Below are 14992 nucleotides of genomic sequence, written 5' to 3'. Positions count from 1 at the left end.
TAGGTGACAACGTGGGCAAAATCCTTGCAATCGCGAATCAAAAAGGCGGAGTCGGCAAAACAACTACCTCTGTCAACCTAGGCGCTTGCTTAGCATATATTGGGAAACGGGTCTTACTGGTAGATACAGACCCACAGGGCAATGCAACCAGCGGTATCGGCATTGAAAAAGCAGAAGTAGAGCAGTGCATCTATGATGTTTTAGTAGACGATGTCGAAGCAAAAGCTGTTATTAAGCCAACATCTGTTGAAAATTTGTATGCGATTCCGGCAACTATTCAGTTAGCGGGCGCAGAAATTGAATTGGTTCCCACGATCTCAAGAGAGGTTCGGTTAAAACGGGCTCTTGGAGAAGTGAAAGATCAATTTGATTATATTATTATTGATTGTCCGCCATCCTTAGGCTTATTGACGATTAATGCGTTAACGGCATCGGATGCGGTGTTAATCCCTGTTCAATGTGAATATTATGCACTTGAAGGCTTAAGTCAGTTATTAAACACGGTCAGACTGGTACAAAAACACTTAAATCAAGACTTGAAAATTGAAGGCGTTTTATTAACAATGCTTGATGCGCGGACAAATCTCGGCATCCAAGTCATTGAGGAAGTAAAAAAGTACTTTCAAGATAAAGTCTATAAAACCATTATTCCAAGAAATGTGCGTCTAAGTGAAGCTCCAAGCCATGGGGAACCAATCATTACCTATGATTCAAAATCCCGCGGTGCTGAAGTGTATTTAGATTTAGCAAAGGAAGTGGTAGCGAATGGCTAAAGGTTTAGGAAAGGGCTTAAATGCTTTTTTTAATGATGTCAGTAAGGAAGAAACTGTCCAAGAGATCAAACTTAAGGATCTGCGTCCCAACCCCTACCAGCCTCGCAAAACCTTTCAACAAGAGTCAATAGATGAATTAAAGGATTCAATTATCGAACATGGAATCTTACAGCCTCTCGTTGTGAGAAAAAGTATAAAAGGTTACGAAATTGTAGTGGGTGAACGGCGTTTTCGAGCTGCAAAGGAAGCGAAGCTACAAACGGTTCCGGCAGTGGTCCGCGAGCTATCTGAACAGAAAATGATGGAATTAGCAGTCCTCGAAAACCTGCAAAGGGAAGATTTAAACCCGATTGAAGAGGGACTAGCCTATCAAACGTTAATGGAAAAACTGCAGCTGACACAGGAAGAGGTAGCAAGGAGGTTAGGGAAAAGCCGGCCGCATATAGCCAATCACATTCGGCTCCTGTCCCTTCCTGCAAAAATTCAGGAACTGATTTCAGCTGGGAAAATATCAATGGGCCATGGTCGCGCATTATTAGGACTTAGGCAAAAGGCGAATGTGCCAGTTTTAGTAGAGAAGGTTGTTAATGAAGGGCTGAATGTCCGTCAATTAGAAAAATTAATTCAGCAATTAAATGAAAATGTTTCACGTGAAACAAAAAAGCCGGAAAAGAAAAAGGATGTTTTCATCAAAGAGAGGGAACATTTTCTTCGTGAGCGCTTTGGGACGACTGTAAATATTAAACAAAACAAAAATAAGGGGAAAATTGAAATTGAATTTTTCTCACAAGAGGATCTGGAACGCATTCTAGAAATGCTCAATCAAGAGGATACATTATAAACCATCGAGCGCCGATGGTTTATTTTCTTTCCAATAGAAGGAAAACATGATAGGTTAATACTATTACTATTTCGAAAGGCGAAAAAACGATGTTTTTACTAGGAACACTTGTAAATGGACTATTAATTATTATTGGTACCCTTATTGGTATACGGCTAACCCGCATCCCTGAGGGCATGAAAGTGACGGTAATGTATGCGATTGGACTGTCTGTAATGGTCTTAGGCTTACAGATGGGATTTAAGAGTGAAAATTTCATCATTGTTATTATTAGCCTGGTAGTCGGAGCGGTTATCGGGGAGCTGTTAAGATTAGAAGATCGATTAAATGATTTAGGTCAGTGGCTGGAGCGGAAGATTGGTTCAAATGGAAAAGGCAGCATATCAGAAGGGTTTGTGAATGCGACATTAATCTTTGTGATTGGGGCAATGGCGATTATTGGTGCCCTTAACAGCGGGATTCGCGGCGATCATGATGTGTTGTACACAAAATCCTTGATTGACGGCTTCACAGCGTTAATCTTAACGACTACTCTTGGAATCGGCGTCATTTTTTCCACCATTCCTGTCGTTCTCTATGAAGGGTTAATCGCTTTATTTGCCACCCAGATTGACCGGTTTGTTCCTCAGGAATTAATGGATCAATTTATAGCTGAAATGACGGCCGCGGGCGGAATCATGATTTTTGCCATTGGTTTAAATCTTACGGGAATCGTAAAGATAAAGGTTGCCAACCTGCTTCCGGGCATCGTTGTAACGGGATTGGTTGTATCGCTTGTTTATGCTTATAAAACATTTATACAATAATTGGAAATAAAAGAGCGTAAGGTGTCATTGAACACTGTGCGCTCTTTTCTAGTTGGTCTTCTCTTCTTCTAACCATTTTAAGTCGTTCCAGGATAGTTTTGGGTAAAGCAGGCTTGCTTCGTAAATTCCGTTGGCAATTGTTTTGGCCATTTTCATAACAAGATTTAAGCGGGTGTTTTGCAAAACGAAAAACTCCATAAACCCGCTGACATTGACGATGCCAGTGATATGTATATCTCCTACAGCTGGTAGGTCTTTGTTAACGCCTGCTCCCGGCTTAACGGGACCATTTCCAACCTGGATGTTCCCAACATTTTTAATCCGCCCTAAGCAGGCATCGATTCCGACAATATAGGGATGAACGTGTTTTGTGTTGATTTCAGCGATTTTTTCAGCCAGGTTAACAGCGTGGATTGGTTTATCCAATGTTCCGTAAACATAAAATGATTTCAGCTCTTTCTCCTCTAAAAGAGTCCCGACAAGTGGTCCTAATGAATCCCCTGTGGAGCGGTCCGTCCCAATACAAACAAATACAATTGGCCGGCTTGTCACTTTAGGAATTGTGGATAGCAGTTCAGCCGCCAGGTTTTCAGCTGCTGCGGCATCATCATGAAAAATTTGTTTCCCCGCCCTCCGCTCAAAAAGGCCTGCTTTAAGATTCATTTAAAGTCCTCTCCCCATACCGTTAATAAGTCTTACTGTCCAGCTCCAGCACCCTAGCGGCTAGTGTCCTTCCGCTCTCCGCCCTACGATAAGTCAACATCGGTTCGCTCCGCTCACCGTGTTTCCTTTATCTCAGTTGGAGCGCTCCAGGCCATACGCCGCTGAACAGGGCGCTTGCGCATTTCTCACTAGTATACGGAAAATTCGGTAAATCTATACATAAGCATTGGAAGAAAAAGAAAAATTCAGATTGCTATCATGAACAGAAAAAAATTGTTAAAATAGATGTTAATTTAATTGGTTGTTTAGAGGATGGTGGAAAATAAATATGACTGAAAAGGATATTCAAGAACAAGTAACTAAATTTCAAGATCAAAGTACATGGCTCTCTATCGGTGAAGGGCTTCTAAAAATTATAGCGATTATCGTCATTGCAAATATCTTAATTCGACTTGGAAAAGTTGCCATTCACAACATGTTTAAAATTAGAAATATCTCGCCGCTCAACACGTCGGTAAGGCGGGAAGAGACGCTTTCTAAGCTTCTCGATAACATTATCTCGTATGTAGTTTATTTTATTGCGTTTATGATGATTCTTTCCGTATTAGGGATTGATGTAAAGGCGCTTATTGCTGGTGCCGGGGTTGTTGGTTTAGCGGTCGGATTTGGTGCCCAAAGTCTTGTGAAAGATGTGATTTCCGGTTTCTTTATTATTTTTGAAGATCAATTTTCCGTCGGTGACCAAATTCGTGTAGGCGTATTGGAAGGAAGTGTCGAAACAATTGGACTCCGAACAACAAAAATAAAAAGTGGGACGGGCGAGGTTCATATTTTACCGAACGGAAGCATTACCCAAGTAACTAATTTTTCATTAAATAATACCGTGGCAACGATTGATATTGCGATTTCCTCTGGAGAAGACATTGATCAGGCGGAAAAAGTGATTGGCGAAGCACTTCAAACCATGCCCATGAAATATGAAGAGTTAACGAAGACGCCTGAGCTGTTAGGGATCCAAACGATGGACCCAGCCGAGATCGTTTTACGAATTGTAGTTGAAACATTGCCAATGAAGCAATCCGGTGTAACCCGGGCGATTCGGAAGGATATCAAGCTATTATTGGACGAGAATGGCATTAAAGCTCCAGATCCAAGACTTTATATGTACAAAAGTGGCTCCTAGTAATTTAAATAGAAACGGTGGTGGAGATTATGGAAGAAAAAGAATTTGCCTTAAATGATATTGTAGAAATGAAGAAACAGCACCCATGCGGAACAAATCGCTGGAAAATTATCCGTTTAGGAATGGATATACGGATTAAATGTGAAGGCTGCGCTCATAGCGTTCTGATTCCAAGAAGAGATTTTTCGCGCAAGATGAAAAAAATCCTCGTTAAGCATGAGGGCGAATAAAAAGTAGAAATAGAACGATTGCGTTAAGAGGGGTGAAACGATTTTGGCTGAGGTACGAAAGGCGGCCTGTCCGCTAAATTGCTGGGATAGCTGCGGCTTTCATGTAACAGTAGAAAATAATCGAGTGACGAAAGTGGACGGTGATCCCTCCCATCCAATTACTAAGGGGAAAATCTGCGGCCGGGGCCGGATGCTTGAAACTAGAACCAACTCGTCAGAGCGGCTACTTTATCCCTTAAAGAAGGTAAACGGGAATTTTGTACAAATCTCCTGGGAGCAGGCACTCGATGAAATAGCTGCTAAATTAACAGGTATAAAAGAAAAATATAGGACCACTGCTGTCCTCCACAGTCATGATTATGCCAATAACGGCATCTTGAAAAATTTAGACCAGCGCTTTTTTAATTGCTATGGCGGTGTAACCGAGCTTTATGGCTCACTTTGCTGGGGGGCTGGGATTGAAGCGCAGAAATGGGATTTTGGCAATGCTTGGAGCCATGAACCGGATGACATTTCCAACAGTAAAAACATCATTATTTGGGGTAGAAATGTGGCCCGGACCAATATGCATTTTTACGAAAAGCTTGTGGAAGCAAAGAAACATGGTGCCAAACTTTACGTCATTGACCCGCTTTATAACGCGACTGCGAAAATTGCTGATGAACATATAACGATTAAACCTGGTATGGACGGATTATTGGCAGCAGGGATTATCAAGGAATTGCTGCGATTAGGCTTAGAGGACCGCGTTTTTATTGAGCAATATACCCACGGTTTTGCTGATGTAGTCCGGCTGGTTGATAGTATTTCCTTAGAAAAAATTAGTGAAATGACAGAAGTCGCTTGTGAGGTCATGACAACATTAGCCTCTGTTTATGCGGATAAGCCGGCGGCAACCTTTATGGGCTTAGGACTGCAGCGCTATCAAAACGGCGGTAATACAATCCGCTTGATTGATGCCCTTGCTGCGATCAGCGGGAATATTGGCATTGCCGGCGGCGGTGCCAATTATGCCAATATTCAGGTGGGACAAAGCTTTGCGTTTGATGAGTTGACACTTGCTCACCGCCGGAAACATCACAGGCAATTTTCCATTATGAAGCAGGCAGAAGAAGTGCTGTCGGCAACGAATCCGGAAATTAAGCTGATAGTCGTGACCTGCGGCAACCCATTGACACAGGTGCCTGACACTCATGTGGTTGAAAAGGCCTTCTCTTCTGTACCGACGCTTGTCGTGATTGACCAATTTATGACGGATACAGCTATGCTTGCCGATTATGTGCTGCCGACGACAACTGCCTTTGAAGAAGAAGATTTCTACTATTCATCGATGTATCATCACTATGTGAATTACGGTCCGAAACTTGTTTCAGCCCCTGGTGAGGCACAGCCGGATTTATGGATTTGGACCGAGCTGGCAAAGCGGCTTGGCTTTGGCAACGATTTTGATTTTTCAAGAGACGAATGGTTCCAGATGGCACTTAAACCGTTAGCGGAAAAGGGGTTGACGCTTGAAAAATTAAAGTCACAGCATACAATGGAACTTCCGGTTGAAAAAATCCCATGGCATGACCATAAATTCCAAACTCCGTCAGGAAAGTATGAATTTACAGCACAGCAAAAAGGTGTTCAGGGCCGATTAACATTGGCGGTCCCGAATGAATCGAAGTGGGCAAACCCTGAGCTTGCGAAAGAATATCCGTATCAGCTGCTCACGATTCATCCGCTGCGCTCAAATCACTCGCAGAACTATCACCTTTTAGGAGCAAAATTACAGCTTAAGGTAGAGGTTTCCCAAAATATTGCCGAACATCTTGGATTGAAACCGAGCGATTTTGTAAGGGTATGGAATGACCGCGGGGAAGTAAACGGCTATATCTCCATTTTAGCGGGTGCCCATCCAAACACGATTAATATCGATGAAGGTATTTGGAAACGATTTGGCGGGTCTGTCAATCAGCTGACCTCCAGCAGAGAATCCGATAATCGCCTTGGAAGCACGTTATATGATTGTCTTGTCAATCTTGAAAAAATAAACTAAAGAGGGTGTCCCAAAAGTATGACTTTTAGGGGCACCCCCTTTTTTGTTCACAGATAAGAAAGTATAAATTTTCGAAGCCGAAATTTCTAATCTCTAAAAAAAAGTATGCTATTGCTTTCTGGAGAGATAAATTATTCGGGTATAAAAAAGGTAGAGTATATTATCTGAAGGTTTTTCTATGGTAAATTTCAATTCGCTAATAAATCCTTAAATTCGCTAATAAACAGGTAAGATTCGCTAATAAACTTGTAAGAATCGCTAATATGCCCTTGAAATTCGCTAATAAAAAATTTGGCGGGTATATTTGACTGTGTTTCTTGTGGGAAAAACATGTTTTTCAGACGGGCAGGTCTCTTCTGATTACATTTTCTCGCCAATTCGACGTCCAAAATTAATAATTAAAGGCAAACGCCAATAAAAATAAGTTTACCAAAGAAGAAGTGGAAGTAGAGACTCGCGAATATTTTGAGGAAATAAATAAAGCTATACAACACACTTAGCAAGGTTAGAAAAGGTGTGTTGCAATACTTTAGGTTGATTTGCCTCCCTGTTGATTGGAGCGGAGGGCACTCGACTCCTGCGGGATATAGAGGTCACTGGAGACCCCGCAGGCGCCAAAGGTGCCGAGGAGGCTCTAGGACCTCCCCGCGGAAAGCGAGTGCCAGGAGCGGAAAGCAACAGGCCCAATTACAGGGACAATCAATAAAACTGCCGCTAATTAAGCGGCAGTTGTTTTTTTAGCCATTGTTGCCTATAATTGTGGAAGGCTTTTTAAAATTTTTTGAACTTACTTTTTTAAATAGATTATTTTGATTGAGGAGTGAACGTGAATGGCTTTAACAGCTGGTATCGTAGGGTTGCCGAACGTTGGTAAGTCTACTCTTTTTAATGCAATAACACAGGCAGGTGCGGAATCTGCGAATTACCCTTTCTGTACGATTGACCCGAATGTCGGAATTGTGGAGGTTCCTGACCACCGCCTGCAAAAATTAACGGAACTCGTGCAACCGAAGAAAACCGTGCCAACGGCTTTTGAATTTACCGATATTGCCGGGATTGTCAAAGGCGCAAGTAAAGGAGAAGGGCTTGGAAATAAGTTCCTTTCTCATATCCGTCAAGTGGATGCTATTTGCCAGGTAGTTCGCTGTTTTGCCGATGAAAATATTACCCATGTATCCGGTAAAGTGGACCCCATTGATGATATTGAAGTCATCAATCTGGAGTTAATTCTTGCTGATATGGAATCAGTAGAAAAAAGAATTAGCCGCGTTGAAAAATTAGCCAAGCAAAAAGACAAGGATGCGGCAGCTGAATTTGAAGTCCTTGCGATGCTGCGTGATGCCTTTGAAGCTGAAAAACCCGCACGTACGGTTGATTTTACCGAAGAACAAATGAAATTGGTAAAAGGACTGCATCTGTTAACGATCAAGCCTGTACTTTATGTGGCAAACGTTAGCGAGGATGATGTAGCAGATCCATCAGAAAATGAATATGTTCAAAAGGTTCGTGAATTTGCTGCAGCAGATAATGCAGAAGTGATCGTCATCTGTGCCAAGATTGAAGAAGAAATTGCGGAGCTTGAAGGCGAAGAAAAGCAGATGTTCCTTGAGGAGCTTGGTATTGAAGAATCCGGTCTTGACCAATTAATCCGTGCTGCATACCATTTACTCGGTTTAGCTACCTACTTTACGGCAGGTGTACAGGAGGTTCGGGCTTGGACATTTAGAAAAGGCATGAAAGCACCGCAATGTGCCGGCGTTATTCATTCAGACTTCGAACGCGGCTTCATTCGTGCAGAAACAGTTTCCTACGATGATTTACTCGCAGCCGGCAGTCATACTGCTGCAAAAGAAGCAGGAAAAGTTCGCTTAGAAGGTAAAGAATATGAAGTAAAAGACGGCGATGTCATCCATTTCCGTTTTAACGTTTAAATATTTCTGCCCTGCAATTTTTGCAGGGTTTTTAATATTTAGCAGGTAAAATCCTTTTATAAAATTTACAAACCTGTGAAGGACATTGCATTTTTCTTATACCTGTGCTATAATTTCAACTTGTGAGTAATGAATAATTGCTCCTTGCCCATTCGGGCCGTTTAGACCAAAAGGAGGTGACTGTGATGAATAAGTACGAAATCATGTACATCATCCGCCCAAATATTGAAGATGAAGCGAAAAAGGCTCTTGTTGAGCGTTTCAACACAATTCTTCTTGATAATGGTGCGGAAACTGCTGAAACAAAGGATTGGGGTAAGCGCCGTCTAGCATACGAAATCAACGATTTCCGTGACGGATACTACCAAATCGCTAAAACAACATCTTCAGCTGATGCAGTACAAGAGTTTTCTCGTCTTGCAAAAATCAGCGAAGATATCATTCGCCATCTTGTAATTAAAGAAGAAGCTTAATATTAATATAAAAATTTTTCTGGTGCAAAATGTTTCACATGAAACATACACCGAAAGAAAAGGAGTTGATTCTGATGATAAACCGTGTCGTGCTTGTTGGCCGTTTAACAAAAGACCCTGAATTGAAATTCACTCCAAACGGCATTGCTGTTGCTACTTTTACTCTTGCAGTAAATCGTCAATTTTCAAATCAGCAAGGTGAACGTGAAGCAGACTTCCTTAACATTGTTGTGTGGCGTAAGGCTGCTGAAAATGTTGCAAACTTCCTGAAGAAGGGCAGCTTAGCAGGTGTAGACGGCAGAATTCAAGTTCGTACTTACGAGCAAGATGGAAAACGTCAATATTTTACTGAGATTGTAGCGGATAGCGTTCAATTTCTTGAACCTAAGGGCTCTTCTGGCGGAGGCGGTGGAAGAAGCAACGATTATTACGGAGCTCCTCCAATGGAACCACAAGGTAACCCATATGGTAGCAGCAATCAGAATCAACGCCAAAATCAGAACCAAAATCAGAACCAAAACCAAAATAAAGGTTTTACCCGAATGGATGAAGATCCATTTGCCGGAAATGGTCAAATTGACATCTCTGATGACGATCTGCCATTTTAAATCAAACCTTACTGAACGTTAAAATAAAATCATAAAGGAGGGAATTTTCATGGCAGGAGGACGTAAAGGCGGACGCGCGAAGCGCCGTAAAGTGTGCTATTTCACAGCAAATGGCATCTCTCGCATCGATTATAAAGATGTGGATTTACTTAAAAAATTCATCTCTGAGCGTGGAAAGATCTTACCACGTCGTGTAACTGGTACAAGCGCTAAATATCAACGCAAACTAACAGTTGCAATCAAACGTGCACGTCAAATGGCATTACTACCATTCGTTGCAGGTGAATAATAAATTGTAGGCAGCAAGGGCCACGCCCTTGCTGTCTTTTTACATTTCTTAAATTGAAAGCTACAATAAGGAGATAGGGTTAGAATATTAGGGGTGAAGAAGTGAAAAATGTTCGTAAATTAACAGAAGGTGCCATCCTATTAGCGGCATTTACTGTTCTGCTATTAATCACCATATACATACCGCCTGTTGGAGCCTTTTTAAACTTGGTCTTACCGCTGCCGTTCATGTTGTTTGCGGCAAAAAATGAGCTGAAAAATATAGTGGCCTTCTTTCTAGCGGCGATATTCCTTTCATTTCTTGCCGGTTCATTCTTGGGACTTGGCTTAATGCTGCTTTATGGGACAATCGGAGTGGTCATCGGGTTTATGCTTCAAAAAAATAAGAGCCGAAATTCGATATTAATAGTCAACTCGCTGATCTTTATGGCAGGACTGGTCATTTATTATGTAATTTCTGTCGCCTTTTTGAAGTTAAATATCATTCATGAGCTTACCACGGCTTTAAATGATGCAGTTAATAATTCCCAAGATATGCTTAAAGCCCTGGGACAGGAAGGTCAAATTGAACTGATAAAAAAGCAAAATGCCGAACTGCTTAAAATGATTGAAACGCTGGTCCCGTACTTATTGATTATGTTGTCAATTACGTCTGTCTTTATTATCCAGTGGGTCAGCTTCCCAATATTAAAGCGATTTGGTGTGAGTGTTCAGCCATGGGGCAGTTTTCGCAATATGTCCCTGCCTAGAAGCCTTCTATGGTACTATTTAATTGCCTTGGGAGTAAATATACTGGCCCATCCCCAAGAAGGAACCTATCTATATACGGTCGTCATTAATGCGACTTATATATTGAATATGTTTTTGCTATTTCAAGGTCTTGCGTTTGTTTTTTATATTTTTTATCAAAAGTCCGTTTCCAAGGGTTTTAACGCCCTTGTGGTAATTCTTGCTTTCATGATTCCAATTGTTCATTATATAATATTAATGTTAGGGATTTTGGATATAGGATTCGATTATCGAAAGCGTTTTAAGAAGAAAGAGTAAGACTTGTGACTAGGAGCTGAAAACTTTGCCTGCATTTTTAGAAAAGCGGTCAATACGTTACCCCTTTTACGGGTTAATAGGCGTTACAGTGGTCGTGCTCATTGTCCTGTCCTTATATAATAGGATATTAAGTGCTGCCGGGCTGTTACTCATGTTTTTTCCTATCTACTATATGTTTGTCATCGACCATCGCCAGAGAGTGGAAATGGAAGAGTACATCTCAACACTTTCTTACCGGGTAAAAAGAGTGGGCGAAGAAGCACTTTTGGGGATGCCGATCGGAATTATGCTTATTAATGATGAGTATTTTATTGAATGGACAAATCCTTTCCTCTCCTCTTGTTTTGATGAGGACACACTTGTCGGAAGGTCTCTGTATGACGTAGCAGATCCCTTAGTTCCGTTAATTAAGCAGGAGGTAGAAACAGAAGTCATTACCCTCTATGACCGGAAGTTCCGCGTCATTCATAAACGTGAAGAACGGCTGTTATACTTTTTCGATGTAACTGAACAAACAGAGATTGAGAAAATGTATCATGAAGAACGGATTGTTATTGCAACGATCTTTTTAGATAATTATGATGACTTAACCCAGGGAATGGACGACCAGATGCGCGGCAGCATCAATAATTTAGTTACATCAATCCTGAATAAATGGGCAACAGATAATGGAATTTTCTTAAAAAGAATTTCCTCGGAACGATTTATGGCTGTATTTAACGAAGGAATTCTCCATATGCTTGAAAAAGGGAAATTTGCCATCCTTGATGAAGTGCGCGAAATGACCTCAAAGAAGAATGTCTCGTTTACCTTGAGTATTGGGGTTGGAACAGGTGTCTCGTCCTTACCTGAATTAGGTGTCTTAGCACAATCAAGTCTCGATTTGGCCTTAGGCAGGGGCGGGGATCAAGTTGCGATAAAACTGCCCAATGGGAAAGTGAAGTTCTTTGGCGGCAAAACAAATCCAATTGAAAAACGGACAAGAGTTAGAGCGAGGGTCATCTCCCACGCCTTGAAGGATTTAATTACTGCAAGTGATAAAGTGATTATTATGGGCCATAAAAACCCTGACATGGATTCGATTGGCTCAAGTATTGGAATTTATAAAGTAGCGCAAATGAACCAGAAAGAAGCCTATATCGTTATTAATACCCAGGAAATGGACAATGGCGTCAGGAGATTGATGGCTGAAATCCGCCAACAAGAGCAATTGTTTGCTCATTTTATCGGACCTGAAGAGGCGCTTGAAATTGCCACGGATAAGACGCTGCTTGTTGTTGTTGATACCCATAAACCTTCTCTGGTCATGGAAGAACGGCTATTAAACAAAATTGATCATGTTGTGGTGATTGATCATCATCGCCGCGGCGAAGATTTTATTGAGAGTCCATTGCTCGTGTATATGGAGCCTTATGCCTCTTCTACATCGGAGTTAGTAACAGAGTTTTTGGAATATCAGCCAAAACGAGCTAAGATTGAGATGATTGAAGCGACGGCGCTTTTAGCTGGAATCATCGTCGATACAAAAAGCTTTACATTACGAACCGGCTCAAGAACATTTGATGCCGCCTCCTACCTGAGGGCACACGGTGCCGATACCGTTCTCGTGCAAAAGTTTTTGAAAGAAGACATAGATACATATATCAAAAGGTCGAAGCTAATTGAATCAGTATCTTTTTACCGCGAAGGGGTTGCGATTGCTAAAGGAACTGAAGATGAGCTTAATGATCAAGTGATTATTGCCCAAGCGGCCGATACGTTGTTGTCGATGGACGGTGTCCTAGCTTCCTTTGTGATTTCAAAACGGAGCGAAGGAGTTATTGGTATTAGTGCGAGGTCCCTCGGAAACATCAATGTCCAAGTGATTATGGAAAGCTTAAAGGGCGGCGGCCACTTAACAAATGCGGCCACCCAGCTGGCAGGGCTGTCAATTGAAGAAACGGAAGCACAATTAAAAGCAGCGATTGATGATTATTTTGAAGGAGTGAAAAAGGAATGAAAGTAATTTTTCTCAAGGATGTTAAAGGAAAAGGAAAAAAAGGCGAAGTAAAAAATGTGGCGGATGGCTATGCACAAAACTTCTTAATTAAGCAAGGCTTAGCGGTAGAAGCAAACAATGCCAGCATTAGTTCATTAGATGCACAAAAGAAGAAACAAGAAAGAGCTGCTGCTGAAGAGCTTGCAGAAGCGAAAAAGCTGAAAGAAACATTGGATCAAATTACGGTTGAGTTATTGGCTAAGGCTGGTGAAGGCGGCAGACTATTTGGTTCGATTACAACAAAGCAAATTGCTGAAGAGCTGCAAAAGAAAACAGGGATTAAAATTGATAAGCGGAAAATGGAATTAACAGATGCCATCCGCACCCTCGGCCATACGAAGGTTCCAGTGAAGCTTCATCATGAAGTAGTTGCAACACTTACTGTTGCGGTGAAGGAAATAAAATAAGTTAAAAATTTGCCAGTTCAATTTCTGGATAAACATGATAGAATAGAAAAAGTAAGCAACGGGATGTGATCGGTTTTGACTGGTCACTTTTTTCTTTATAAGATATGATATTTTTAAATCATCCTCTCACATAGGAGGTTTTGACTAGATGAGTGATTTATATGCGGATCGCATGCCGCCGCAAAATATTGAAGCGGAACAGGCCGTTTTAGGGGCGATTTTTTTAGAGCCTTCTGCGTTAACATTAGCTTCAGAAATATTAATTCCTGAGGATTTTTATCGTGCCTCCCATCAAAAAATCTTTAATGTCATGTTGAAGCTTAACGATGAAGGTAAAGCGGTTGACTTAATTACAGTGACAGAAGAATTGGCAGCGGCCAAGCTGATTGAGGATACAGGCGGGGTTAGTTATTTAAACGAACTGTCGGGTTCGGTTCCAACTGCCGCAAATATAGAGTATTATGCTAGAATCGTAGAAGAAAAGTCTTTACTTAGAAGGTTAATTCGGACGGCAACGGGAATTGCCACTGATGGATATTCACGTGAGGATGAAGTCGAAGCGCTTTTGAGCGAGGCGGAGAAAAGTATCCTTGAGGTTGCGCAAAGAAAGAATGCCGGCGCCTTCCACAATATTAAAGATGTCCTCGTTCGGACGTATGATAATATTGAGGAGATGCATAAACGCGTTGGCGAAATTACAGGTCTTGAGACTGGTTTTGTTGAGCTTGACCGGATGACAGCAGGCTTCCAGCGCAATGACTTGATTATTGTGGGTGCCCGCCCTTCCGTCGGTAAAACAGCATTTGCCTTAAATGTTGCGCAAAATGTTGCCAAAAAAACCGGTGAAAATATTGCCATCTTTAGTCTTGAGATGGGTGCTGAGCAGCTTGTCATGCGTCTCTTGTGCGCTGAAGGGAATATCGATGCTCAAAGGCTTCGTACCGGATCGCTGAATGAGGAAGACTGGGGAAAGCTGACGATGGCGATGGGGAGTTTGTCAAACACTGGGATCTTTATTGATGATACCCCCGGCGTTCGCGTCGGTGATATTCGCTCAAAATGCCGCCGCTTAAAGCAAGAGCATGGCTTAGGGATGATTTTAATTGACTATTTGCAGCTGATATTAGGAAGCGGCCGTTCTGGCGAAAACCGTCAGCAGGAAGTATCGGAAATTTCCCGCTCGCTTAAGCAATTAGCTCGTGAGCTTCAAGTCCCGGTTATTGCCCTTTCCCAGCTTTCCCGTGGTGTCGAACAGCGTCAGGATAAACGCCCGATGATGTCTGATATCCGTGAATCAGGAAGTATTGAGCAGGATGCCGATATCGTTGCCTTCTTATATCGTGACGATTACTATGATAAGGAATCAGAGAATAAGAATATCATCGAGATTATCATTGCTAAGCAGCGTAACGGTCCGACGGGCACGGTTTCGTTAGCATTTGTGAAGGAATATAATAAGTTCGTCAACATCGAGACGCGTTATGAATCTCCAGGAGCGTAAAGTCGATATGAAAAGTTAGCCTCATCCTAAGGCTGGCTTTTTTTATTTTGGCTGTGTTAAAGCACAATGTTGATTTTGAGCACAATGTTGATTGGAGTGGAAGGCGCGAGACTCCTGCGGGAGCAGCGGGACAGGTGAGACCCCGCAGGCGCTTTAGCGCCG

Annotated in this window: 15 protein-coding genes; 14 read left to right on the top strand and 1 reads right to left on the bottom strand. The window is 41.9% G+C overall.

Annotated features, from left to right (window positions below):
• The first annotated feature begins 11 nt into the window (after positions 1 to 11).
• From ACFVSW_RS26450 to ACFVSW_RS26440, 3 genes are all read left to right on the top strand, one after another.
• On the top strand, positions 12 to 773 hold the full coding sequence (locus ACFVSW_RS26450; RefSeq protein WP_024030913.1) for a ParA family protein: 762 nt from the start codon (positions 12 to 14) through the stop codon (positions 771 to 773).
• Positions 766 to 1614: a ParB/RepB/Spo0J family partition protein gene (locus tag ACFVSW_RS26445; protein WP_387319619.1), complete on the top strand. Its 849-nt coding sequence runs from the start codon at positions 766 to 768 to the stop codon at positions 1612 to 1614. The genes ACFVSW_RS26450 and ACFVSW_RS26445 overlap by 8 nt, the downstream gene beginning before the upstream one ends.
• 89 nt (positions 1615 to 1703) lie before the next feature.
• Positions 1704 to 2420 (top strand): DUF554 domain-containing protein, encoded by a 717-nt coding sequence (locus ACFVSW_RS26440; RefSeq protein WP_387319618.1) that lies wholly within the window; start codon positions 1704 to 1706, stop codon positions 2418 to 2420.
• A gap of 48 nt (positions 2421 to 2468) precedes the next feature.
• Here ACFVSW_RS26440 and yyaC read toward each other — a convergent pair whose 3' ends face one another.
• Entirely contained in the window at positions 2469 to 3083 is a 615-nt protein-coding gene (gene yyaC, locus ACFVSW_RS26435; protein ID WP_387319617.1) for a spore protease YyaC, read from the bottom strand.
• 322 nt (positions 3084 to 3405) lie between these two features.
• On the opposite strand from yyaC, the gene ACFVSW_RS26430 reads away from it, so the two are divergent.
• From ACFVSW_RS26430 to dnaB, 11 genes are all read left to right on the top strand, one after another.
• Complete coding sequence (locus tag ACFVSW_RS26430; protein ID WP_387319636.1) at positions 3406 to 4266, top strand: mechanosensitive ion channel family protein; 861 nt, start codon at positions 3406 to 3408, stop codon at positions 4264 to 4266.
• A gap of 29 nt (positions 4267 to 4295) precedes the next feature.
• Positions 4296 to 4496, top strand: a complete 201-nt coding sequence (locus ACFVSW_RS26425; RefSeq protein ID WP_387319616.1) for a DUF951 domain-containing protein — start codon at positions 4296 to 4298, stop codon at positions 4494 to 4496.
• 43 nt (positions 4497 to 4539) lie between these two features.
• Positions 4540 to 6537, top strand: coding sequence for a molybdopterin-dependent oxidoreductase (locus ACFVSW_RS26420; protein ID WP_387319615.1), 1998 nt, complete (start codon positions 4540 to 4542; stop codon positions 6535 to 6537).
• An 830-nt stretch (positions 6538 to 7367) separates the two neighbouring features.
• Positions 7368 to 8468: a redox-regulated ATPase YchF gene (gene ychF / locus ACFVSW_RS26415; protein WP_387319614.1), complete on the top strand. Its 1101-nt coding sequence runs from the start codon at positions 7368 to 7370 to the stop codon at positions 8466 to 8468.
• Between the two features lie 185 nt (positions 8469 to 8653).
• Positions 8654 to 8941: a 30S ribosomal protein S6 gene (gene rpsF / locus ACFVSW_RS26410; protein WP_387319634.1), complete on the top strand. Its 288-nt coding sequence runs from the start codon at positions 8654 to 8656 to the stop codon at positions 8939 to 8941.
• A gap of 74 nt (positions 8942 to 9015) precedes the next feature.
• Positions 9016 to 9549 carry a single-stranded DNA-binding protein gene (ssb, locus tag ACFVSW_RS26405; protein WP_387319613.1) on the top strand — a complete coding sequence of 178 codons (534 nt, stop codon included), beginning with the start codon at positions 9016 to 9018 and terminating at the stop codon, positions 9547 to 9549.
• 49 nt (positions 9550 to 9598) lie between these two features.
• A complete protein-coding gene (gene rpsR / locus ACFVSW_RS26400; RefSeq protein WP_024030263.1) occupies positions 9599 to 9838 on the top strand; it encodes a 30S ribosomal protein S18 in 240 nt (79 codons plus the stop codon).
• Positions 9839 to 9939: 101 nt separating this feature from the next.
• Positions 9940 to 10884: a YybS family protein gene (locus tag ACFVSW_RS26395; protein ID WP_387319612.1), complete on the top strand. Its 945-nt coding sequence runs from the start codon at positions 9940 to 9942 to the stop codon at positions 10882 to 10884.
• A gap of 25 nt (positions 10885 to 10909) precedes the next feature.
• Positions 10910 to 12883: a DHH family phosphoesterase gene (locus ACFVSW_RS26390; RefSeq protein ID WP_387319610.1), complete on the top strand. Its 1974-nt coding sequence runs from the start codon at positions 10910 to 10912 to the stop codon at positions 12881 to 12883.
• On the top strand, positions 12880 to 13329 hold the full coding sequence (rplI, locus tag ACFVSW_RS26385; RefSeq protein ID WP_387319609.1) for a 50S ribosomal protein L9: 450 nt from the start codon (positions 12880 to 12882) through the stop codon (positions 13327 to 13329). Before ACFVSW_RS26390 ends, rplI begins: the two co-directional genes overlap by 4 nt.
• Before the next feature lie 148 nt (positions 13330 to 13477).
• Positions 13478 to 14830, top strand: coding sequence for a replicative DNA helicase (gene dnaB / locus ACFVSW_RS26380; RefSeq protein WP_387319607.1), 1353 nt, complete (start codon positions 13478 to 13480; stop codon positions 14828 to 14830).
• The last annotated feature ends 162 nt before the right edge of the window (positions 14831 to 14992 follow it).

The organism is Neobacillus sp. NPDC058068 (assembly GCF_042885335.1).
Taxonomy (GTDB): Bacteria; Bacillota; Bacilli; order Bacillales; family Cytobacillaceae; genus Neobacillus.
Note: the sequence above shows the minus strand (reverse complement) of the source record. Positions and strands in the feature narration are given on the sequence as shown.

What these genes read in the sequence shown, in the direction of transcription:
- yyaC (WP_387319617.1), bottom strand. Translation starts at nt 3,083, where the DNA reads ATGAATCTTAAAGCAGGCCTTTTTGAGCGGAGGGCGGGGAAACAAATT.
- rpsF (WP_387319634.1), top strand. Translation starts at nt 8,654, where the DNA reads ATGAATAAGTACGAAATCATGTACATCATCCGCCCAAATATTGAAGAT.
- ssb (WP_387319613.1), top strand. Translation starts at nt 9,016, where the DNA reads ATGATAAACCGTGTCGTGCTTGTTGGCCGTTTAACAAAAGACCCTGAA.
- rplI (WP_387319609.1), top strand. Translation starts at nt 12,880, where the DNA reads ATGAAAGTAATTTTTCTCAAGGATGTTAAAGGAAAAGGAAAAAAAGGC.
- rpsR (WP_024030263.1), top strand. Translation starts at nt 9,599, where the DNA reads ATGGCAGGAGGACGTAAAGGCGGACGCGCGAAGCGCCGTAAAGTGTGC.
- ACFVSW_RS26445 (WP_387319619.1), top strand. Translation starts at nt 766, where the DNA reads ATGGCTAAAGGTTTAGGAAAGGGCTTAAATGCTTTTTTTAATGATGTC.
- ACFVSW_RS26425 (WP_387319616.1), top strand. Translation starts at nt 4,296, where the DNA reads ATGGAAGAAAAAGAATTTGCCTTAAATGATATTGTAGAAATGAAGAAA.
- ychF (WP_387319614.1), top strand. Translation starts at nt 7,368, where the DNA reads ATGGCTTTAACAGCTGGTATCGTAGGGTTGCCGAACGTTGGTAAGTCT.
- dnaB (WP_387319607.1), top strand. Translation starts at nt 13,478, where the DNA reads ATGAGTGATTTATATGCGGATCGCATGCCGCCGCAAAATATTGAAGCG.
- ACFVSW_RS26440 (WP_387319618.1), top strand. Translation starts at nt 1,704, where the DNA reads ATGTTTTTACTAGGAACACTTGTAAATGGACTATTAATTATTATTGGT.